The sequence below is a fragment of the Ruegeria arenilitoris genome (genome assembly GCF_013035315.1).
In the GTDB taxonomy this organism is placed as follows: domain Bacteria; phylum Pseudomonadota; class Alphaproteobacteria; order Rhodobacterales; family Rhodobacteraceae; genus Ruegeria; species Ruegeria arenilitoris_D.
The window spans coordinates 47,031-63,534 of sequence record NZ_WQHP01000002.1; the positions used below are offsets into that span (position 1 = coordinate 47,031).

At 56.7% G+C, this 16,504-nt stretch carries 15 protein-coding genes; 7 read left to right on the forward strand and 8 right to left on the reverse strand.

Annotation, left to right across the window (positions count from 1 at the left end; genetic code table 11):
- Nucleotides 1-59 precede the first annotated feature (59 nt).
- Genes GOV53_RS05010 through GOV53_RS05040 form a run of 7 tightly spaced genes read left to right on the forward strand, consistent with a single transcriptional unit; the run spans nt 60 to nt 7,436 of the window.
- Nucleotides 60-626, forward strand: coding sequence for a nuclear transport factor 2 family protein (locus tag GOV53_RS05010; RefSeq protein WP_170464575.1), 567 nt, complete (start codon nt 60-62; stop codon nt 624-626).
- Complete coding sequence (locus GOV53_RS05015; protein WP_170464576.1) at nt 623-2,317, forward strand: hydantoinase B/oxoprolinase family protein; 1,695 nt, start codon at nt 623-625, stop codon at nt 2,315-2,317. Before GOV53_RS05010 ends, GOV53_RS05015 begins: the two co-directional genes overlap by 4 nt.
- The gene (locus tag GOV53_RS05020) at nt 2,314-4,374 is read left to right on the forward strand and encodes a hydantoinase/oxoprolinase family protein (protein WP_170464577.1); all 2,061 of its coding nucleotides are present in this window, start codon (nt 2,314-2,316) and stop codon (nt 4,372-4,374) included. The genes GOV53_RS05015 and GOV53_RS05020 overlap by 4 nt, the downstream gene beginning before the upstream one ends.
- Entirely contained in the window at nt 4,375-4,995 is a 621-nt protein-coding gene (locus GOV53_RS05025; RefSeq protein WP_170464578.1) for a cysteine hydrolase family protein, read from the forward strand.
- The gene (locus tag GOV53_RS05030) at nt 4,992-5,858 is read left to right on the forward strand and encodes an isocitrate lyase/PEP mutase family protein (protein ID WP_170464579.1); all 867 of its coding nucleotides are present in this window, start codon (nt 4,992-4,994) and stop codon (nt 5,856-5,858) included. Before GOV53_RS05025 ends, GOV53_RS05030 begins: the two co-directional genes overlap by 4 nt.
- Entirely contained in the window at nt 5,839-7,209 is a 1,371-nt protein-coding gene (locus GOV53_RS05035; protein ID WP_217361231.1) for an FAD-dependent oxidoreductase, read from the forward strand. Before GOV53_RS05030 ends, GOV53_RS05035 begins: the two co-directional genes overlap by 20 nt.
- A complete protein-coding gene (locus GOV53_RS05040) occupies nt 7,206-7,436 on the forward strand; it encodes a hypothetical protein (RefSeq protein ID WP_170464580.1) in 231 nt (76 codons plus the stop codon). The genes GOV53_RS05035 and GOV53_RS05040 overlap by 4 nt, the downstream gene beginning before the upstream one ends.
- Nucleotides 7,437-7,473: 37 nt before the next feature.
- Here GOV53_RS05040 and GOV53_RS05045 read toward each other — a convergent pair whose 3' ends face one another.
- From GOV53_RS05045 to GOV53_RS05080, 8 genes are all read right to left on the reverse strand, one after another.
- Nucleotides 7,474-10,794: an ATP-binding protein gene (locus GOV53_RS05045; RefSeq protein ID WP_170464581.1), complete on the reverse strand. Its 3,321-nt coding sequence runs from the start codon at nt 10,792-10,794 to the stop codon at nt 7,474-7,476.
- Nucleotides 10,795-11,092: 298 nt separating this feature from the next.
- Nucleotides 11,093-11,467 carry a phosphate acetyltransferase gene (locus GOV53_RS05050; RefSeq protein WP_170464582.1) on the reverse strand — a complete coding sequence of 125 codons (375 nt, stop codon included), beginning with the start codon at nt 11,465-11,467 and terminating at the stop codon, nt 11,093-11,095.
- On the reverse strand, nt 11,461-11,817 hold the full coding sequence (locus tag GOV53_RS05055) for a MaoC family dehydratase (protein WP_170464583.1): 357 nt from the start codon (nt 11,815-11,817) through the stop codon (nt 11,461-11,463). The genes GOV53_RS05050 and GOV53_RS05055 overlap by 7 nt, the downstream gene beginning before the upstream one ends.
- Entirely contained in the window at nt 11,810-13,300 is a 1,491-nt protein-coding gene (locus GOV53_RS05060) for an AMP-binding protein (RefSeq protein WP_170464584.1), read from the reverse strand. The genes GOV53_RS05055 and GOV53_RS05060 overlap by 8 nt, the downstream gene beginning before the upstream one ends.
- Nucleotides 13,301-13,305: 5 nt before the next feature.
- Complete coding sequence (locus GOV53_RS05065; protein WP_170464585.1) at nt 13,306-14,073, reverse strand: enoyl-CoA hydratase/isomerase family protein; 768 nt, start codon at nt 14,071-14,073, stop codon at nt 13,306-13,308.
- The gene (locus GOV53_RS05070) at nt 14,070-14,666 is read right to left on the reverse strand and encodes a TetR/AcrR family transcriptional regulator (protein WP_170464586.1); all 597 of its coding nucleotides are present in this window, start codon (nt 14,664-14,666) and stop codon (nt 14,070-14,072) included. The genes GOV53_RS05065 and GOV53_RS05070 overlap by 4 nt, the downstream gene beginning before the upstream one ends.
- Nucleotides 14,663-15,448, reverse strand: coding sequence for an alpha/beta fold hydrolase (locus GOV53_RS05075; RefSeq protein WP_170464587.1), 786 nt, complete (start codon nt 15,446-15,448; stop codon nt 14,663-14,665). The genes GOV53_RS05070 and GOV53_RS05075 overlap by 4 nt, the downstream gene beginning before the upstream one ends.
- On the reverse strand, nt 15,445-16,503 hold the full coding sequence (locus GOV53_RS05080) for a branched-chain amino acid ABC transporter permease (protein ID WP_170464588.1): 1,059 nt from the start codon (nt 16,501-16,503) through the stop codon (nt 15,445-15,447). Before GOV53_RS05080 ends, GOV53_RS05075 begins: the two co-directional genes overlap by 4 nt.
- Nucleotide 16,504 lies beyond the last annotated feature (1 nt).

Here is a 16,504-nt window from a genome sequence, read left to right on the forward strand (position 1 = left end):
TCTTACAATTACTTAAAAACCTGTATTACAAATAATACAACAACCGGAGGAGCTTTTGCATGCCGATCGTCGAACTGCATGTGATCGAGGGCTATAACGCGAAAGAAAAACAAAGGCTTGGCGTGGCGCTGACCAATGCCGTGCGATTCGTAGTGCCTGCTGCGCCAGAGCTTGTGACCGTCGTGATCCACGACATTTCAGACCAGAACTACTATCGGGGCGGCAAGAGCAGACAGCCTGCTAGGGCCAAAGAAGACCCCGAGCACATCGTGCGCGCCTTCCTGGCTGAAATGAGTGATCGCGCGTTTGAAAGCGCCCGCAAAAGGCTCAGCTCGGACTTCGTGATGCAGTTTCCCGGAACCGCGCCCATGCGAGATCTCGAGGACCTCAGGAGTTGGGCGGCAAACCGGTATCGCCGTATCGCGAAAACCTACGAGGGGTTCGACGCAATGCAAAGCGATGGCGACGCCGCGACCGTTTACTGCCGGGGAACGTTGTCTGGCGAATGGACCGATGGCTCAGCATTCGAAGGCATTCGCTTCATTGACCGGTTCGAGATTCAGAACGATCTGATCACACGTCAGGATGTCTGGAATGACATTGCAGAAACAAGGGCGCAGGCATGAGCGAGATTGACCCAATTACTCTTTCTGTACTTGCAGGCCGCATGGAACAGATCGCCGACGAAATGGACGCAACCCTATTTCGGGCGGCCTTTAATCCGATCATTGCCGAGGCGCATGACGCCAGCCATGGTCTGTATTCTGCAACAACGGGCGACACTCTGGTTCAGGGTAAGTCCGGGTTGCCAATCTTCGTGGGTGTGATGTCTTTTGCCGTGAAAGCGGTGATTGAAAAGGCCGCCGCTGACAGGGATCTGGAAGACGGCGACATCTATATTTTCAACGATGCACATATCGGCGGAACACATTTGTCGGATATGCGCCTGGTGCGCCCCTATTTCCGCGATGGCAAGTTGTTCTGCTATCTCGCGTCAGTTGGGCACTGGCACGACGTGGGCGGTGCGGTGCCGGGAAACTACAACCCCGCTGCGACCGAAGTTTTCCAGGAAGCCTTTGTTCTGCCGCCGGTAAAACTGGCGCGTAAAGGTGAGGTTAACCAGGACATTATCGACATTCTGCTGCGTAATACCCGCCTACCCCAATCAGCGATGGGGGATTTGAACGGACAACTGGGTGCACTGGATCTTGGGGTCCGCAGGATGGACGAGTTGCTGGACGAATATGATGCGGAAACAGTCTCAGCCGCTCTTGAGGCGCTCAGCGATCGGGCCGAGGTGCTTATGCGATCTGAGTTGCAGGACTTGCCGGACGGTCGGTGGGAGGCCGAAGATTTCCTGGACAATGACGGTATCACAGATGATCCGCTTCGCATCAAACTGGCTCTTGAGATCAAAGGCGATCAAATGGTGCTTGATTTCTCGGGTTCGTCTCCGCAATGCGCCGGACCGGTAAACATCGCCCTACCCACGACCGTTGCAACCGCCTATGTGGCTGTTAAACACGTTTTTCCGGCGCTGCCTGCCAACGCTGGCGTGATGCGTCCGATCGAAGTCATCGTGCCCGAAGACAGCCTGTTGGCGGCCGAGTTCCCTGCCCCGACAGGTGGATACACAGAAACCATTCTGCGAATGATCGATGTTGTATTCTCGGCCTTTGCCAACGCTGCACCGGATCGGGTTGTCGCCAATGCCTACGGGACAATCAATGCGCTTTCTATCGCCGGGAAACGCTCGAACGGACAGCCATGGGTGATGTTCAGCTTTTATGGTGGGGGGCACGGCGGCTCGGTCGAGAGCGACGGGCTGAACCACGGTAACGCTCCGATCTCGACGGCGACGATCCCGCCGATGGAAATTCTTGAAGCCGCCTATCCGGTCATGTTCCGCCAGTGGGCTCTGCGCCCCGACAGCGCGGGTACAGGTGCGCATCGTGGGGGGCTTGGCGCTGTCTATGAAATTGAAGTTCTTGAGGAAAACGGCGCTCAGGCGTTTCTGTTCGGCGAACGCGGCAAGTTCGCGCCGAAGGGTATCGCCGACGGTGGCGACGGGGCCATGAATGTCTTCACGTACGAACAAGACGATGGGTGGAAGGCACCGCCACTAGTTTCAAAAATGAGAGGGATCGAATTGAAGCAAGGACAAGCGGTTCGCCTTGAAACACCCGGCGGTGGCGGCTATGGCGCTGCGGGCCGCCGCGCTCCTGCAGCGATCGCCAAAGATGTGGCTCGGGGTCTTGTGAGTGCCGAACAGGCGGATCAGGTCTACGGCACCACATGGCGGGAGGTTGCGCCATGACCGGACGTATGATCGGCGTGGATGTGGGGGGCACGTTCACGGATGTTTTTGTTCTGAACGAAGCAGACGGAAGCGCAACCGTCGCCAAGGTTCCAACCACACGCCCGGATCAATCAGGTGGCTTCCTGGACGGGATCGGGCGCGAGGTCGACGATCCGTCCGAGATCTCAGTAGTGGTACACGGCACCACGGCGGGCACAAATGCTCTGCTGGAACGCAAAGGGGCCAAGACAGGAGTGATCTGTACTGCAGGTCTGCGGGACGTCTTGGAGATGCGCCGAAGGGACCGACCGCGCACCTGGGGATTACGCGGGGATTTCGAACCCGTTGTGGATCGCCGCGACCGTCTGGAGGTGCCGGAACGTACGCTGGCGAATGGCACCATTCGCACACCTGTCGATCTGGTTGCCGTGCGCAAAGCAGCCGAGCACTTGCGAGAGCAAGGATGCGAAGCCATCGCAATCCTGTTCGCCAATGCCTATGCCAACCCTGAAAACGAAACCGCCGCTGTCGCCGCCGTACGCGAGATTTGGCCAAATCCACATGTATCCGCCTCGTCAGAAATCCTACCGGAAATTCGTGAATTCGAAAGGTTCTCGACCACGGCGCTGAATGCCTATCTGCAACCCGAAGTCTCAGGCTATCTGACGCGCCTGGAAAACGCCCTGCAATCCGGCGGGTTCGACGGCGAGTTCATGATCGTACAGTCCAATGGCGGGGTCATGGGGGTCAACACCGCGTCCCGCCTACCGGTGCGTACGGCGCTGTCTGGTCCGGCGGCGGGTGTGATTGCTGCAGGCTACATTGCGCAGTCTGCTGGCTTCGACAATGTGATCACGGGGGATATGGGCGGCACCAGTTTTGATGTCTCGCTGATATCACAGGGGCAGACGATGTTGTCGGCCCAGACCTCCATCGATTTTGGGATGGTTGTACGCAGCCCAATGATCGAAATAACAACAATCGGAGCAGGCGGAGGGTCAATCGCCTGGGTCGATAAGGGTGGATTGTTAAATATCGGCCCTGAAAGCGCGGGATCAAATCCCGGTCCTGTTGCCTACGGTTTGGGAAATGATCGCCCCACGGTGACGGATGCCAATGTCGTATTGGGTCGCATCGATCCGGACAACCCAATCGGAGGCAAACTAGAAAGGCTGGATGTGGAGGCCGCTGGCAAAGCAATCGACATCCACGTCGGCGAACCTCTCGGTTTGTCCAGGCTTGAGGCCGCCGAGGCTATCCTGCGCGTCGCCAATTCCCGTATGGCCGGAGCGATCCGTCTTGTAAGCATCGAGCGCGGCTTTGACCCCAAACGTTTTGCCTTTATGCCGTTCGGCGGTGGCGGAGCTTTGCACGCAGGGGCAATGCTGGCCGAAGTGGGGATCGCCCGCGCGATCGTACCGCGCTATCCCGGTGTCACCTCGGCGCTAGGTTGTGTGATCGCCGACATGCGGCAAGATTTTGTACAGACGATCAACACACTGGTCGCGCAGTTGGACAAAGCTGCATTGGGCGCATTCATGCAAGAGCACATGGACCAGGGTATGGCGCTACTTGACGCATCGCGGACCACGTTCGACAAGCGTGAGATATCATTCGAGCTGGACATGGCCTATGTCGGTCAAACGCATACCGTGCCGGTGCCGCTAACTGTTACGATGACAGATGGCAAGGTTAAACCGCCCAGCAAAGCCGACATCGAAGAGGCCTTCGATACGGCCTATCAAGCCACCTATGGAAGACTGCTGAAAAACGGCGTGCGGCGCATATTGAATCTGCGTAGCGCTGTAACTGGCAAGCGACCGAAATTCGATCTTTCTTCCCTTGCTCCGGCAACAGAAGGCAGTGCCACGCCCTCGTCGACGCGGAAAGTTCACTTCGGAGATGCCTGGCATGACACAGCCATCTATGATCGCTTGTCGCTTCCGGTTGGCACGTTAGTCAAAGGTCCAGCCATTCTGACGCAACCGGACACGACCGTCCTGATCGAACCGGATTTTCAAGGGCGCGTGGACTCCTTTGGCAACACGATTATCGAACCACGGGAGGACGACTGAATGAGCGAACCAGAAACCTGGGACCCGCGCAAGACGGCGCTGCTGACTATCGATCTTCAGAACGACTTTATTCATACTGACGGAGCCTATGGCCGGGCTGGCCAGTCGGCGCAAGAAATCGCAGCTCTTCCCGAACGCATCGCGCCCTTAGCGCGAAAGTTGCAAGCCGCGGGCGGACGCTATTTTTCAGCGCAGTTCACACTTGTACCCGACCGCAACGGCGAGCCATTGATTGCGCCACATCTGAAGAAATTGCGTCCGTTCCTGACCAAGGGCGACTTCGCGCCGGGCGGGTTTGGTCACAGTTTGGTCGATACGTTGCAACCCTGCGATTTCGTCATCGAAAAGGTTGCCTACTCGGCCTTTTATCAGACTCGGCTGGAATATCTGATGCGCGCTTTGGGTATCGAGAACCTGATCGTCGGGGGCATCGTGACCAATGGCGGCGTTGCCTCAACTCTGCGCGATGCGCATTTGCGGAATATCGACACCGTTATGCTGACAGACGGATGTGCCGCTTTTCGGCAAGAGGTTCATGACGCAACACTCCTGTCACTGGGTACCGTCACGCATCAGCGAAATTGCGATCAAATGTTGAACTGGTTGGAGGGAGCCAAATGAGCCTTAAATCCCGACTGGCAAAGAAAGAAATTCTCGTTGCACCGGGCGTGTATGACGGTCTGACGGCTTCGCTGGCTGAAAAAGCTGGCTTCGAAGCGCTTTATCTGAGCGGCGCGGCTGTTGCCTACACGCGACTTGGCCGTCCCGATATCGGGCTATCCACGGCGTCCGAGATGGCGGACACGATGACGCTGATTGCCGATCGGGTCTCGTTACCCGTTATCATCGACGCTGATACCGGCTTTGGAAACGCATTGAACGCTCAGCGTACCACGCGACTATATGAGCGAGCCGGTGCATCCGCACTGCAAGTTGAAGATCAGACCTTTCCGAAGCGCTGCGGTCATCTGTCGGACAAATCCCTTATCCCGAAGCAGGAAATGGCTGGAAAAATTGCGGCGATGGCCGACGCGCGCGCCAAAAGTGAAACGCTAATCATTGCCCGCACGGACGCAATCGCCGTCGAGGGGTTCAGCGCAGCTATCGAGCGCGCTGAAACTTATCTTGAGGCTGGTGCGGATGTACTTTTCCTCGAAGCGCCCCAAAGCCGCGAACAGCTGACGTCCATCGCTGACCGGTTTTCCCCGCGCGTTCCCCTGTTGGCGAACATGGTCGAAGGCGGCGCGACCCCGATCCTTGGTGCCGACGATCTAGAGGCTCAGGGTTATTCCATCGTCATTTTCCCCGGCGGGATCGTCCGGGCTTTGGCCAAAACCGCTCAGGCTTACTATCAGAGCCTGGCAGAGAATGGCTCGAACAAGCCCTTCGCGCAGAATATGTTCGACTTCGGCGGTCTGAACGAAGTCATCGGAACTGCCGAGATGCTCGATGCCGGTGCCCGCTATGATGACGCCCAAGGTTGAGAGTGTTGCACCTGATCGGTTCGATCTGAAGACCGGTACCCTGATCATCGGCGCGGGGGCTTGCGGTCTGGTCGCGGCCTTGTCGGCTTCGGAGGCGGGACAGGACGTGCTGGTGATCGAAGCCGATCCGGTTCCAAGCGGTTCAACCGCGTTGTCCGCCGGGTTGATCCCTGCTTCTGGCACAAAAGTTCAACAGGCCGCGGGGATCATCGACGATGCGGTACTCTTTGCCAGCGACATTCAGTCGAAGGCCCACAGCGAGAACGATCAAGCTCTGGTCGAGTTGTTGACCAGCAATGCCTCGGAGGTCATCGACTGGCTGTCTGAACGCCACGCCCTGCCCTTCTCGGTTGTCACGGATTTCGACTACCCCGGTCACTCGCGCCGTCGGATGCACGGGCTGCCGACGCGCTCGGGACAAGAGTTGATCGACGCGCTTCGCAGCGCCTGCGAGTGTGAAGGTTTGGACATTATCTGTAATCGACGCGCGACAACGCTGTTTCGGGATCAGGACCAGATTTCAGGTGTTGCCGTGACCGGCCCGGACGAAACAGTCGAAACCATTGCCTGCGGCCGGCTTATCCTTGCCTGCAACGGTTTTGGTGGCAACCCTGCACTCGTTTCCGAGCATATGCCGCAAATCGAAGATGCACTATGGTTCGGGCATAGCGGTAACCGAGGCGAGGCTGTTCTGTGGGCAGAGGGGCTGGGTGCCGGGCTGCAAAACCTGGGGGCCTACCAAGGCCATGGCAATGTCGCGCATCCACATGGAATCCTGATAACCTGGGCGGTGATTACCGAAGGCGGCATACAGGTGAACCGCGACGGTCATCGTTTCTGGGACGAGTCACAAGGCTATTCTGAGGCCGCCCGCGCGGTGCTGGCGCAGCCCGACGGAGAAGCCTTCGCCATCTTTGACGGCCGCATCGCTGCCATTGCGCGCCAGTTCGAGGATTTCAAGCGCGCGGAAGAGACAGGCGCGATCCGATCCGCTGATACAATCGAAGACCTATCGAAGGCACTGGGCCTACCATCTTTGGCTTTGGAGCAAACAATTCAAGAAATCCCCATCGGCGGCACGGATCAATTCGGCCGGTCTTTCAACCCGTCGCCTTTGGTACCGCCTTACATGGGTGTCCGCGTCACAGGGGCCCTATTCCACACCCAAGGCGGTTTGCGCGTTGATTCCTCTGCGCGCGTCCTCAAAGAGGACGGTTCCGCTTTCATCAACCTCTATGCAGGCGGCGGCGCGGCTGTTGGTGTGTCGGGCAAAGGGGACAGCGGATATCTTTCCGGAAATGGACTCTTAAGTGCCGTAGTGTTGGGTCGTGTAGCAGGACGGGGTTCTTGATCCCAAAATTTTCTATCCGAAGCACCTGCATCTTTTTTGCAGCCAAAAGACACGCCGAGCTGCAGCCATATTCAATAAGCTTCGACGCCGAGTTCACAGGCCAAAAGCGAGTTGCCGAGCACATGCGGATCGACCCTGACGGCGCAGACTTGGAAAGAACTTTCGGTAATCAAGTGGCCATTTTGGTCAAGATGGCCAAACTGGCAGGAAATTTCCTTCTTCGCTGAAAATGACGCATCGAGCGCACAAACTTGAAGACTGGAACTAGCCGACGGCAACCTCATCAAGCAGCTCAAAAGCTTCGCGCATGTCGACTGCGTTCTCTCCACCCTTGACCGCCTCAAGGACAGATCGCAGATCGGAGCTGGCCCTTTGCGCGTCTCCGTATTTTCGGTGTTGTTTCAGACTATCTACCGCCGTTCTAAGTTCGAACATCGTTGCATGCTGTCGTCGTGCAGTGCTCAAAGCTTTGCGAAACTCGGCTTCGGCCACCTCATTTTCGCAGTTTGCGAGTGCGTAAACTCGATCCGTTTCGGCCTGCGCCCAACCTTCATTGGTGATTTCCTGATGTTTGCGCGCTTGGGACAACAAGTGCAAAGCACCTTCCCGGTCACCTGTTTTCAGGGTGAGTTCGGCAATCAAAGTAAGAAAGAAAGGCTTATAGTTTCCCGCCCCGCTAGCCCACCAAGCTTCGGATGCCTTGTGCAATGCTTCGATCGTTTCCGGTTTCGGTGAAACATAGGCGCTGACCCAGCTTCGCCAGAGGTTGGCAGTCAATGACATGAATGTGAATGAATGCTTGGATGAAAGCGCATCAAGTTGGTTGGCAAGCTCAATGACTTTTTCAGGTTCGCGGCGCAGAAGATGAAGCATGCACAGGTAGGTGAGTGACTGAGCTATGCTGTGTGCGTGCTCAAGCTTATGTGCTGCCGCGACCGCTTGGTTTTGGATTTCAAGCGCTCTGTCCGGTTCCCCGCGTATCCAGATCGCCAAGCTCAGAAAGCACGACGTGATGGCTGCGTGGTCTGAACCGTAGATAAATGCCAGATGCCCATCACGCTCGCGGCTGTAAAGCTCCAGGGCTTTGCTAAGATGCGAGTAGGCCGCGTCCAGTTCGCCGATATGAAACAGAACTGCCCCCATGGCACGATGAGCGACCATTTGATGCTGTGTCTCATGTGTCGAAGCGGCCATTTTCAGAACTTGTTCGGCAACATCTCTGGCCAAGTCATACTCGGCGCGCACCAAATGGAAGGAATAAAGACCATTCAGCACCGGGAACAGGTGATCTGTTTCTTCGATCACTTCGCACAGGTGTCGTATCCTTGAGTACACCGCACCGGTCTCATCTGCCGCTATACCCGCAGTCGATCGCAGAACGCCCGCCCTGAGAACCTGTATCTCAATTTCCTTACGATCCCGTTCGACGCTCTGCGTCAGGTCGCTCAACTGTTCTATCGCCAGGGACAGCTGCGTGTTTGCCTCGATATTGGCAGAGCGCTGGACAGCGCGCTGGCCGGCAAGATAGCGATTATCGATGGCCTCGGCGCTCATGCCCGCCATGGTGTAGTGGTGGGCCAAAATCTCGGGACTGGCGTCCCCGATAACCGCAGTTTCGTCGCTTAGCGTCTGGGCCACACGAGCATGCAAAACCCGTCGCTCGCTTTTTAACAGGCTGTTGTAAGCCGTGTCGCGAATTAGGGCGTGACGATAGCTGAAGGTTTCCAGGTTTTCCTCTTCAGATTTAGTGACAACACCCGCTTCAACCAACAACTCCAACCCCGCGCGCAAGGCCTTGTCACCAACGCGCGCAACGTCGGCGATCAACGGATACGAAAACTGAGGTCCGATCACCGCTCCGATCTGCGCCACTTCTTTCGCGGAACTCAGGCGATCCAGTCGCGCCATCAGTGCGTCATGCAACGTGCTGGGAACCGAGCTTGCTGGGGATGTCCCGCCCGTGTCACGTGGGGCTTTTGCCTCGCTCAAAGCACCTGACTCCAAAAGGTCTTTTGTCACCTCTTCAACGTATAGCGGCACACCGTCAGATCTGGCCGCGACGGTGTTGTACATCTCTTCCGAAATCGACTGTCCTTTGGCGACATCGTCCACAATGCTTTTGACCTGGTGAAAGTCCAATTGCTTCAAAACCAGTTTCGAAAGGTTGGATTGCAGCGCCCAGCCTGGGTCGAACTCGGGTCTGAATGTCATCACAACAAGAACTGGAAGGGTGTGAATCCGGTCGGCAATCCGGTCGAGCAACAGCTTTGTTGTCGGATCAATCCAATGCGCATCTTCAAACAAAAGCAGTACGGGTTCTTTCGCAGCTTTTGACGTCAGGTTGTTTAACAACAACTTCAACGTCTGCTCCATAAGTTGCTGCGGTGTCAGCTCCAAAGGTCCCAGCTGATCTTCGAATGAAACAGAAAGAAGCGACGCGGCTAGCTTCAGGGCATGGTCAGATTTGTCATCCAGAACGGATGAGATCTTTTGCAGCTTTTCTTTGTTTGAATCTTCGGAATGAAAATCCGCGGCATTCTCGAATTGACGAATTGCTGGGTAAAACGCACTCGCGTAATGATACGGTGAGCACTGGTAGCGGACTTGAGTGTGAGAGGCCGCGGGAACGTTCTGCCTTAACTCTTCCACCAGTCGAGACTTCCCAATTCCCGGCTCACCCGACACCAGCACAATCTGGCCCTGACCAATACTCGCCAGGTTCCACTTTTCGTTCAGAATTTCGTACTCACCAGCGCGGCCGACCAAAGGGCTTAGCTGCACGTCATGCATCGCCATAAAACGGCTGTCGGTATCGCGCGCCCTTGTCACTTGCCAGGCTTCGACTTCCTTGGCAAAACCTTTGAGTTTGAACGCGCCACGCAGAACGTATTCGAAAGTATCGCCAGCCAACTGATGCGTGCTGGGAGCGACGATCAGGGTTCCAGGGTCGGCCATTGCCTGCAGACGGGCAGCCAGGTTTGGCGTCTCGCCCATCGCTGTTCCGTCCTCAAACATTTTTTCGCCGCGTAAATCGCCGACAACGACCAAACCGGTCGCTATCCCAATGCGGACATTCAGTTTCGCATGTGTGCGGATCTTTGGTATTTCCTCGATGATGCGAAGGCCTGCGCGAATGGCGCGTTCAGGGTCATCTTCATGCGCATGGGGAAATCCGAAGAAGACCATGATCCCATCGCCGTAGTAGCTTGCGATGTGCCCATCGAAAGCTGCAACTGACGCGGCACATGTCTCTTTGAAAAGCCTCAGAACTTCGGCCAAATCCTCTGGATCGACACGCTGAGCTATCTCCGTCGATCCCACCAAGTCGATGAACATGACGGTAAGCTGCCGACGCTCTGCCACGATGGCGGGACCCAATGCCGTGTTGGGTGGTCTCTGTCCCCCCGTTGTATCTGCGCGCACGGCTTTCATGAAACGCCGTCTTGGCCCCAGGGGAAGTCCGATTGTCACAAGATCTTGGTCGGTCAACTCGGTCAGATCACCGAGTTCGATTTCATGCTCAGCAAAGGCTGCGGAATACTTCGACAAACCGTGTTTCTCAAGCCAGAGCGCAAGATCAGACATTGTGTTGTTTCGCATGCCATTGCGCAGTACATGTATCTGCGCCTCGCCGGCAAGCACCTCCTTGGCTGTTAACTGCCCGGAACAGGCTTTGGTCGTCGTCGGAATGACCAGTCCGCATTTTCCTCATTGAAGAACACTGCTTTACAGTCGGTCAAGGGCTTGACTGCCTTGCATGATACCGTTTCGCCCAAAACCGAGGCTTTGTTTGCCATCGATTTTGAATGTCGCGGAGGCGTTTTCGTTGTTGATCTGCCATCCAGCGGAATGACTGCCCTTTCCATTCGGATGCAATGCAAATCTACGTCAGCTCGCAAAAGGCCCCATGCACATCTTTGGCTTTTACCAGGCTGCGGCCCTCGCAAATCACGGTGCCTTCGGGGGTCGTGCAGCTGGCCCAGAGATCCACCAGGTGTTTTTCGGGGCGCAATTTGGTGATCGTGACTTGCGCGGTCAGGACGGTGTTCAACGGTGCAGCCGCATGGAACTGCAGGTCTTGTTTTAGGTAGTTGGTGCCTGAACCTGGTAACTCGACCCCAAGCAGGTAGGAAAACAAAGCGGCGAGCAGCGGTTCCGGGACGCAGTTGGATTCGGCCCCACTCAGCGTAGTGAAAGCGCGCAAGTCTTCTTGGGTATATCGTCGGGCAATTTGAGCGGATTGTCCTACTTTCAACATTTAATCTCGGCCTCTCCGATCAGACATTCCGCGTCGTCGACAACCCGGACGACGCGCATATTCAGGCATCTTTGGGTGTCTTGCTTGATAGACAAATCCAGGGGTTCTCCGGCAAAAGCCGGGTTAGGAAACATAAGACTTTGTGAAGCCGTGTTGAGAGACGGGTCGTGTTGCTTCAACATGCCCCAAAGCCTGGCATAGAGCAGCATGCCATGAGACACCGTCCGACCGAACCCGGTGTTTGCACAGAAACCCGGGTCCACGTGGATTGCGTTGTCGTCACCGGACACGCGCGCAAAGGCGTCGAAATCATCCTGCGTCGGCGTCCAGCGTTCTTGGACGTTAATCATGATTAAATGCCTCCATCAGGGCGGGCTTGCGAATTTTACCCGCGGCGGTGCGTGGAAAATCTTCGACAACTCTGACATGCGCAGGCACTTTGTATCCGGCCAGACGCTCGCGGCACCACGGGCGGAAGTTTTCGACATCAAGCGTTTGTTCCGGTCGCAATAGAATGAACGCGGCACCAACCTCTCCCCATTTATCGTCGGGCACACCGATCACAGCTGCTTCGAGAACGGCGGGATGGGAATGTAAAACCCTTTCAACTTCAGCCGGATAGACGTTTTCGCCGCCCGAAATGTACATATCCTTGATGCGGTCGACGATGAAATAATACCCGTCTGTATCGCGGCGTGCGACGTCTCCGGTTCTGAGCCACCTATCTTCGGTGAAGGTGTTTACCGTAGCTTCCGGGTTGCCAAAATAGCCCGGCGTCACACCGGGGCCTTTGATGTGCAACTCGCCTACACCCTCCGTGCCATCGGGTACTCCGCTCAATCGTACTTGCGTCAGGCTTTGTGGTTTGCCGACCGAACCGATCTTTTGCTCGGCACGGGCGGGGTCCATCAGGAATACAGTCGGGCCAGTTTCGGTCATGCCCATTCCATTCAGGACTTTCACACCGCGTTCAGCAAAAAACTGGATCAGGGGTTCCGACAGAGGGGCACCGCCGCAACCGCAGCGGATATTGCGCCAGTCAAGATCGTCAATCCATGGGGCAAGCGACAACGCCTGATACACCGCGGGTACGGCAAAGAACTGGTTGATCTGACCTGATGCGATCAGGTCGCGTATCTCGTCAACTTCGAACTTTGGAAAGATGGTCGATGAACCGCCGGACAGAAAAATGGGCAGCGTGTAAAGGTTGATCCCCGCCGTATGAAACAAAGGCAAGAAACACGCAGAGCGGTCTGTCGACGCGATGTCGATGGCTTGCCCGATGTTTATGGTGTTCGCCCATGCCATTCCCGCGGTTTGGATGACGGACTTGGGCAGGCCCGTCGTCCCGGAGGTGAAAAGCAGATACCAAGGCCGATCGGATGGGATCGGAGCCGTCAACTCCGGGCCACCCTGCTCGATCCATCTGGCGAGGTCGTTTTCTATCGTCAAGAGCGGCGCCCCGACCCCTTTAGCCGTTTCGGCCGCAACCCGTTGGAATTCCGTGTCCGCAAGCAAAATCGATACACCAACTTGCTCCAATGTCTCCACAAGCTCTGGTGCGGGCTGACGCCAATTCAGTGGGCAGAGAATGATGCCTGTTTTTTGACATGCAAACAGGGTGATGAAGAACTCGGCGGAGTTTTGGCACAGGATGGCCACTCGGTCGCCCTCGGAAAGACCTTGGCCAGTGAGACCGGCGGCAACTGCATTTGCGGCGTCATTTATCTGGCCAAAGGTCCAATCGCGCGACGATGCCGTGTCATGAAACGCCAGGGCACTGGGCGAAAGCTCTGCCCTTTTTGCGGCCATGTCTGGGATCTGGTCAAACATCTCTTTCATCCCCCATGTTGAAGGAATTCTTGCATCTTGGTCAGAGTTTCCGGCCGCCCAATGAGGGCCCGGAAAGCCTCGGTCTCAGCCTCGAGCCGTGTTTTGACGGCCGCCCGGCGCTTGTCGTCCCAGAACAGGGATTTTGTTGCCAGCGCAGTGCCGGTATCGATCTCAGCAAGCAGCTTCGCGGCGCGCGTTTCGGGGTCGGGATCAACAGCCTGAACAAGCCCAAGGCCTTTTAGCTGCTCTGAGCCCTGTCGATGGTTGGCCATTATCCAACCGCTTGCGTTTGCGCCGCCAATCAAGTCCGGCAAGAGGGCAGACCATCCGCCATCCGGGGCAAAACCCACCACTCCGTAATAGGGTTGAACAAAGGCGTCAGGCGCTGCAACCGCCAGATCAGAGGCAAACACCATCCCGGCCGAACCACCTGTAGCTGCACCGCGAATGGCCGAAGCCAGGACGACCGGCATCTCGACCATGCGCAAAACCAGCGCCTGCAGAACGGGTACAACCTGCGCTGTATAGCTGTCGATTTGCCCGGCCCGCGCCGCCTCGGCAAACCGTCCGACATCCCCGCCGGTCGAAAAATTGCGCCCGCCTGAGATCAGCGCTTTTTGTACATCCGATTGGTCCAGCGCATCAAATGCCCTGTGCAGTTCGGCCAGAAGGCCGGGTTCCAGAGCATTTGCGCGCGGCGCTTGCAAGCGGATGTGGCAGCAGGGTTCCGAGTTCGGCAGTTCTATTGTTTGCCAAGTGACCAACCCGCTCATGGGGCCAGTCCGTTGCAGATCAACTCATGCGCTTCCGCAACAACGCGGTCGATATCGACGTTGTCGTCCCAAAGCACGTAGCGCTCGCCCAAAGCCTTCGCGATCCCCATCAAAGCCCAAGCTCTGACCTCGGCATCACCTTCAGATATCTCGCCCTTTTGCACCGCCTGTTCCAACTGATCGGCATAAGCCTTGCCAAACTCTGTGTAGTAGGTGCGATAGGCTTCGGGATCAACAAATCGGGCCTCTTCTACGATCCGATATTGCAACGGGCGGTCGCGAACTACACGCAAATAGGCTTCAAGCCCTGCACGCTCGGCTTCCAATCGGTTTGGCGCGTCCACGATCCGTTCGGTCGTCTGGGTTCTTGTGGCGCGGCCCATGTCCTCGACCAGCTCGCGAAACAGCTCTTCCTTACTGGAAAAGTAGATGTAGAACGTGCCAAGTGCCGTTTCCGCCGCACGTGTAATGTCGGCGATGGAAGCAGCGGCAAAGCCCTTTTCACCGATCACCTGCTCGGCAGCCGCAAGGATCTTTGCGCGGCGTTCGATCCCGCGTTTGGTTTTCGGTTGGGAAGCAGAGGATTTTGTCATCTTGATAGTGTCTTCCTTTGCTCAGTCTTTGCGCTTTGCAGTGTGCTGACAAAGCGCCGGAGGGCATCGCAGAAGGCGTCGGGCTCTTCGAGATGCGGAGAATGGCCCGAGTTCTGAAAAATCTGCACCTCGGCCATAGGTGATTGTCCGGCGATCCAATACGCCACCTCAGGATCATAAAGCCTGCTCTGCGCCCCCGCGCAAACTAGGTAGGGAATATCGATCCCGGCGATGATCTGCCGTGCATCCATTGCAACAAGATCGTCCCAAATCGGGCGCAGCGTTGTCGGGTCCTGCTTCAAAAGAAGCGCCCTCATCGCATCGTCGTCGGTCTCTTGCACACCGCCGGGCGCGTACATGTTACGCAGAATGTTTTGGACCATGCTGCGCCATTGAAATTCGATCTTCGAGGACGTGGACAGAACAGCATCCGCGTTTTGGCCGCCCAATCCAAAAGTCCACTTATCGTCAGGCAGCAAACGCGGGCTCATGTCGATGGTGACCAGCCCGCCCAAACTTTGGGTGCCTGCCTGCGCGAGATACTGCCACGCAACTGCGGCCCCCATGGACCAGCCGACCAGAATAGGATGATCCAACTGGTCGATGATCTTGCCCGCAACCTCGACGCAACGCGCAAGGCTTGGCTCATCCTTTTCTCGGCAACCATGTCCAGGCAAATCCGGTGCATGGCAGTCGAAATCAGGCCCGAGCCGAGCTTTGACGTCGTCAAAAACCGCGCCATTCATGGCCCAGCCATGCAGGAAAACCAGCGGTACGCTCATGTGGTGCGCTGCCTGCGCAGGCGACCGACGATGCCGGTTGGGAAGAAATAGACGCTGAGAATAAACAGGATGCCCAGCCACATCAGCCAACGATCGGGATCAACAAGCTCGGGGATCAGTGGCAAGCCTTCGGTGGCATGAGATGCGGCGCCCATGAGGTTTTGCAGATACGTCTGCGCCAGTACGAAAAGCACCGCACCCAGCACTGCGCCATACATCGTGCCCATGCCGCCAATGACGACCATCAGCAAAATGTCGAGCATAATCTCGAAGCTCAGCGTTGTATCCGGACCGACATACCTTAGCCAAATTGCAAACAAGCTTCCGGCAAGGGCGGCAGTGGCCGCCGACAAGCAGGTCGCAGCCGTGCGATACCAGACCACCCGGTAACCGATTGCTTCGGCCCGAAAGTCGTTCTCGCGGATGGCTTGCAGGACCCGACCAAACGGAGAATTCACGATACGCAGCAGAAGCAGGAACAGCGCCAGCGAGCTGAAGAAGATCAGGTAGTAGTTCAGGATCTTCCCGGTGAACTTGACCCCCATCACCTCGCCCATCCTGTTGGCAGAGGTCAGAACGCGCGGGATTTTATAGGTCAGCCCGTCTTCACCACCGGTGATGTCAGAAAACTGTGACACAAGAACCGCGACGGCAGAGGCAACAGCAAGTGTGATCATCGCAAAGAATATCGCGCGCACCCTGAGGCTGAACAAACCAATCAACAGCGCCAGAACGATTGCCGCCAGCGCGCCGAGGACCGTACCGACCAAAAGGGCATCAAACCCGCGCCCCATATGGGTGGATGCCAGCGCCACGCCGTACGCGCCCATGCCAAAGAACATGGTATGCGCAAAACTCACGATCCCGGTGTATCCAAGAAGCAGGTCATAACCCGCCACCAGCAGGATAAAGATGCAGATCCGAGCAGCGGTATCCAACGCTCGCACACCTTCAAAGAGGAACGGCGCACCGGCCAGACAAATCAGGATCAGCAGCAAAAGCGCGGTCAGAATGGGGGACCGGGGCGTATCGCCAGATATCAGACGCACAATCATT

Coding starts and splice junctions, on each gene's coding strand:
- GOV53_RS05055 (WP_170464583.1), bottom strand. CDS start 11,817: ATGATTAACGTCCAAGAACGCTGGACGCCGACGCAGGATGATTTCGAC.
- GOV53_RS05050 (WP_170464582.1), bottom strand. CDS start 11,467: ATGTTGAAAGTAGGACAATCCGCTCAAATTGCCCGACGATATACCCAA.
- GOV53_RS05030 (WP_170464579.1), top strand. CDS start 4,992: ATGAGCCTTAAATCCCGACTGGCAAAGAAAGAAATTCTCGTTGCACCG.
- GOV53_RS05025 (WP_170464578.1), top strand. CDS start 4,375: ATGAGCGAACCAGAAACCTGGGACCCGCGCAAGACGGCGCTGCTGACT.
- GOV53_RS05065 (WP_170464585.1), bottom strand. CDS start 14,073: ATGAGCGGGTTGGTCACTTGGCAAACAATAGAACTGCCGAACTCGGAA.
- GOV53_RS05075 (WP_170464587.1), bottom strand. CDS start 15,448: ATGAGCGTACCGCTGGTTTTCCTGCATGGCTGGGCCATGAATGGCGCG.
- GOV53_RS05070 (WP_170464586.1), bottom strand. CDS start 14,666: ATGACAAAATCCTCTGCTTCCCAACCGAAAACCAAACGCGGGATCGAA.
- GOV53_RS05010 (WP_170464575.1), top strand. CDS start 60: ATGCCGATCGTCGAACTGCATGTGATCGAGGGCTATAACGCGAAAGAA.
- GOV53_RS05015 (WP_170464576.1), top strand. CDS start 623: ATGAGCGAGATTGACCCAATTACTCTTTCTGTACTTGCAGGCCGCATG.
- GOV53_RS05045 (WP_170464581.1), bottom strand. CDS start 10,794: ATGTCTGATCTTGCGCTCTGGCTTGAGAAACACGGTTTGTCGAAGTAT.
- GOV53_RS05035 (WP_217361231.1), top strand. CDS start 5,839: ATGATGACGCCCAAGGTTGAGAGTGTTGCACCTGATCGGTTCGATCTG.
- GOV53_RS05080 (WP_170464588.1), bottom strand. CDS start 16,503: ATGATTGTGCGTCTGATATCTGGCGATACGCCCCGGTCCCCCATTCTG.
- GOV53_RS05060 (WP_170464584.1), bottom strand. CDS start 13,300: ATGTTTGACCAGATCCCAGACATGGCCGCAAAAAGGGCAGAGCTTTCG.
- GOV53_RS05020 (WP_170464577.1), top strand. CDS start 2,314: ATGACCGGACGTATGATCGGCGTGGATGTGGGGGGCACGTTCACGGAT.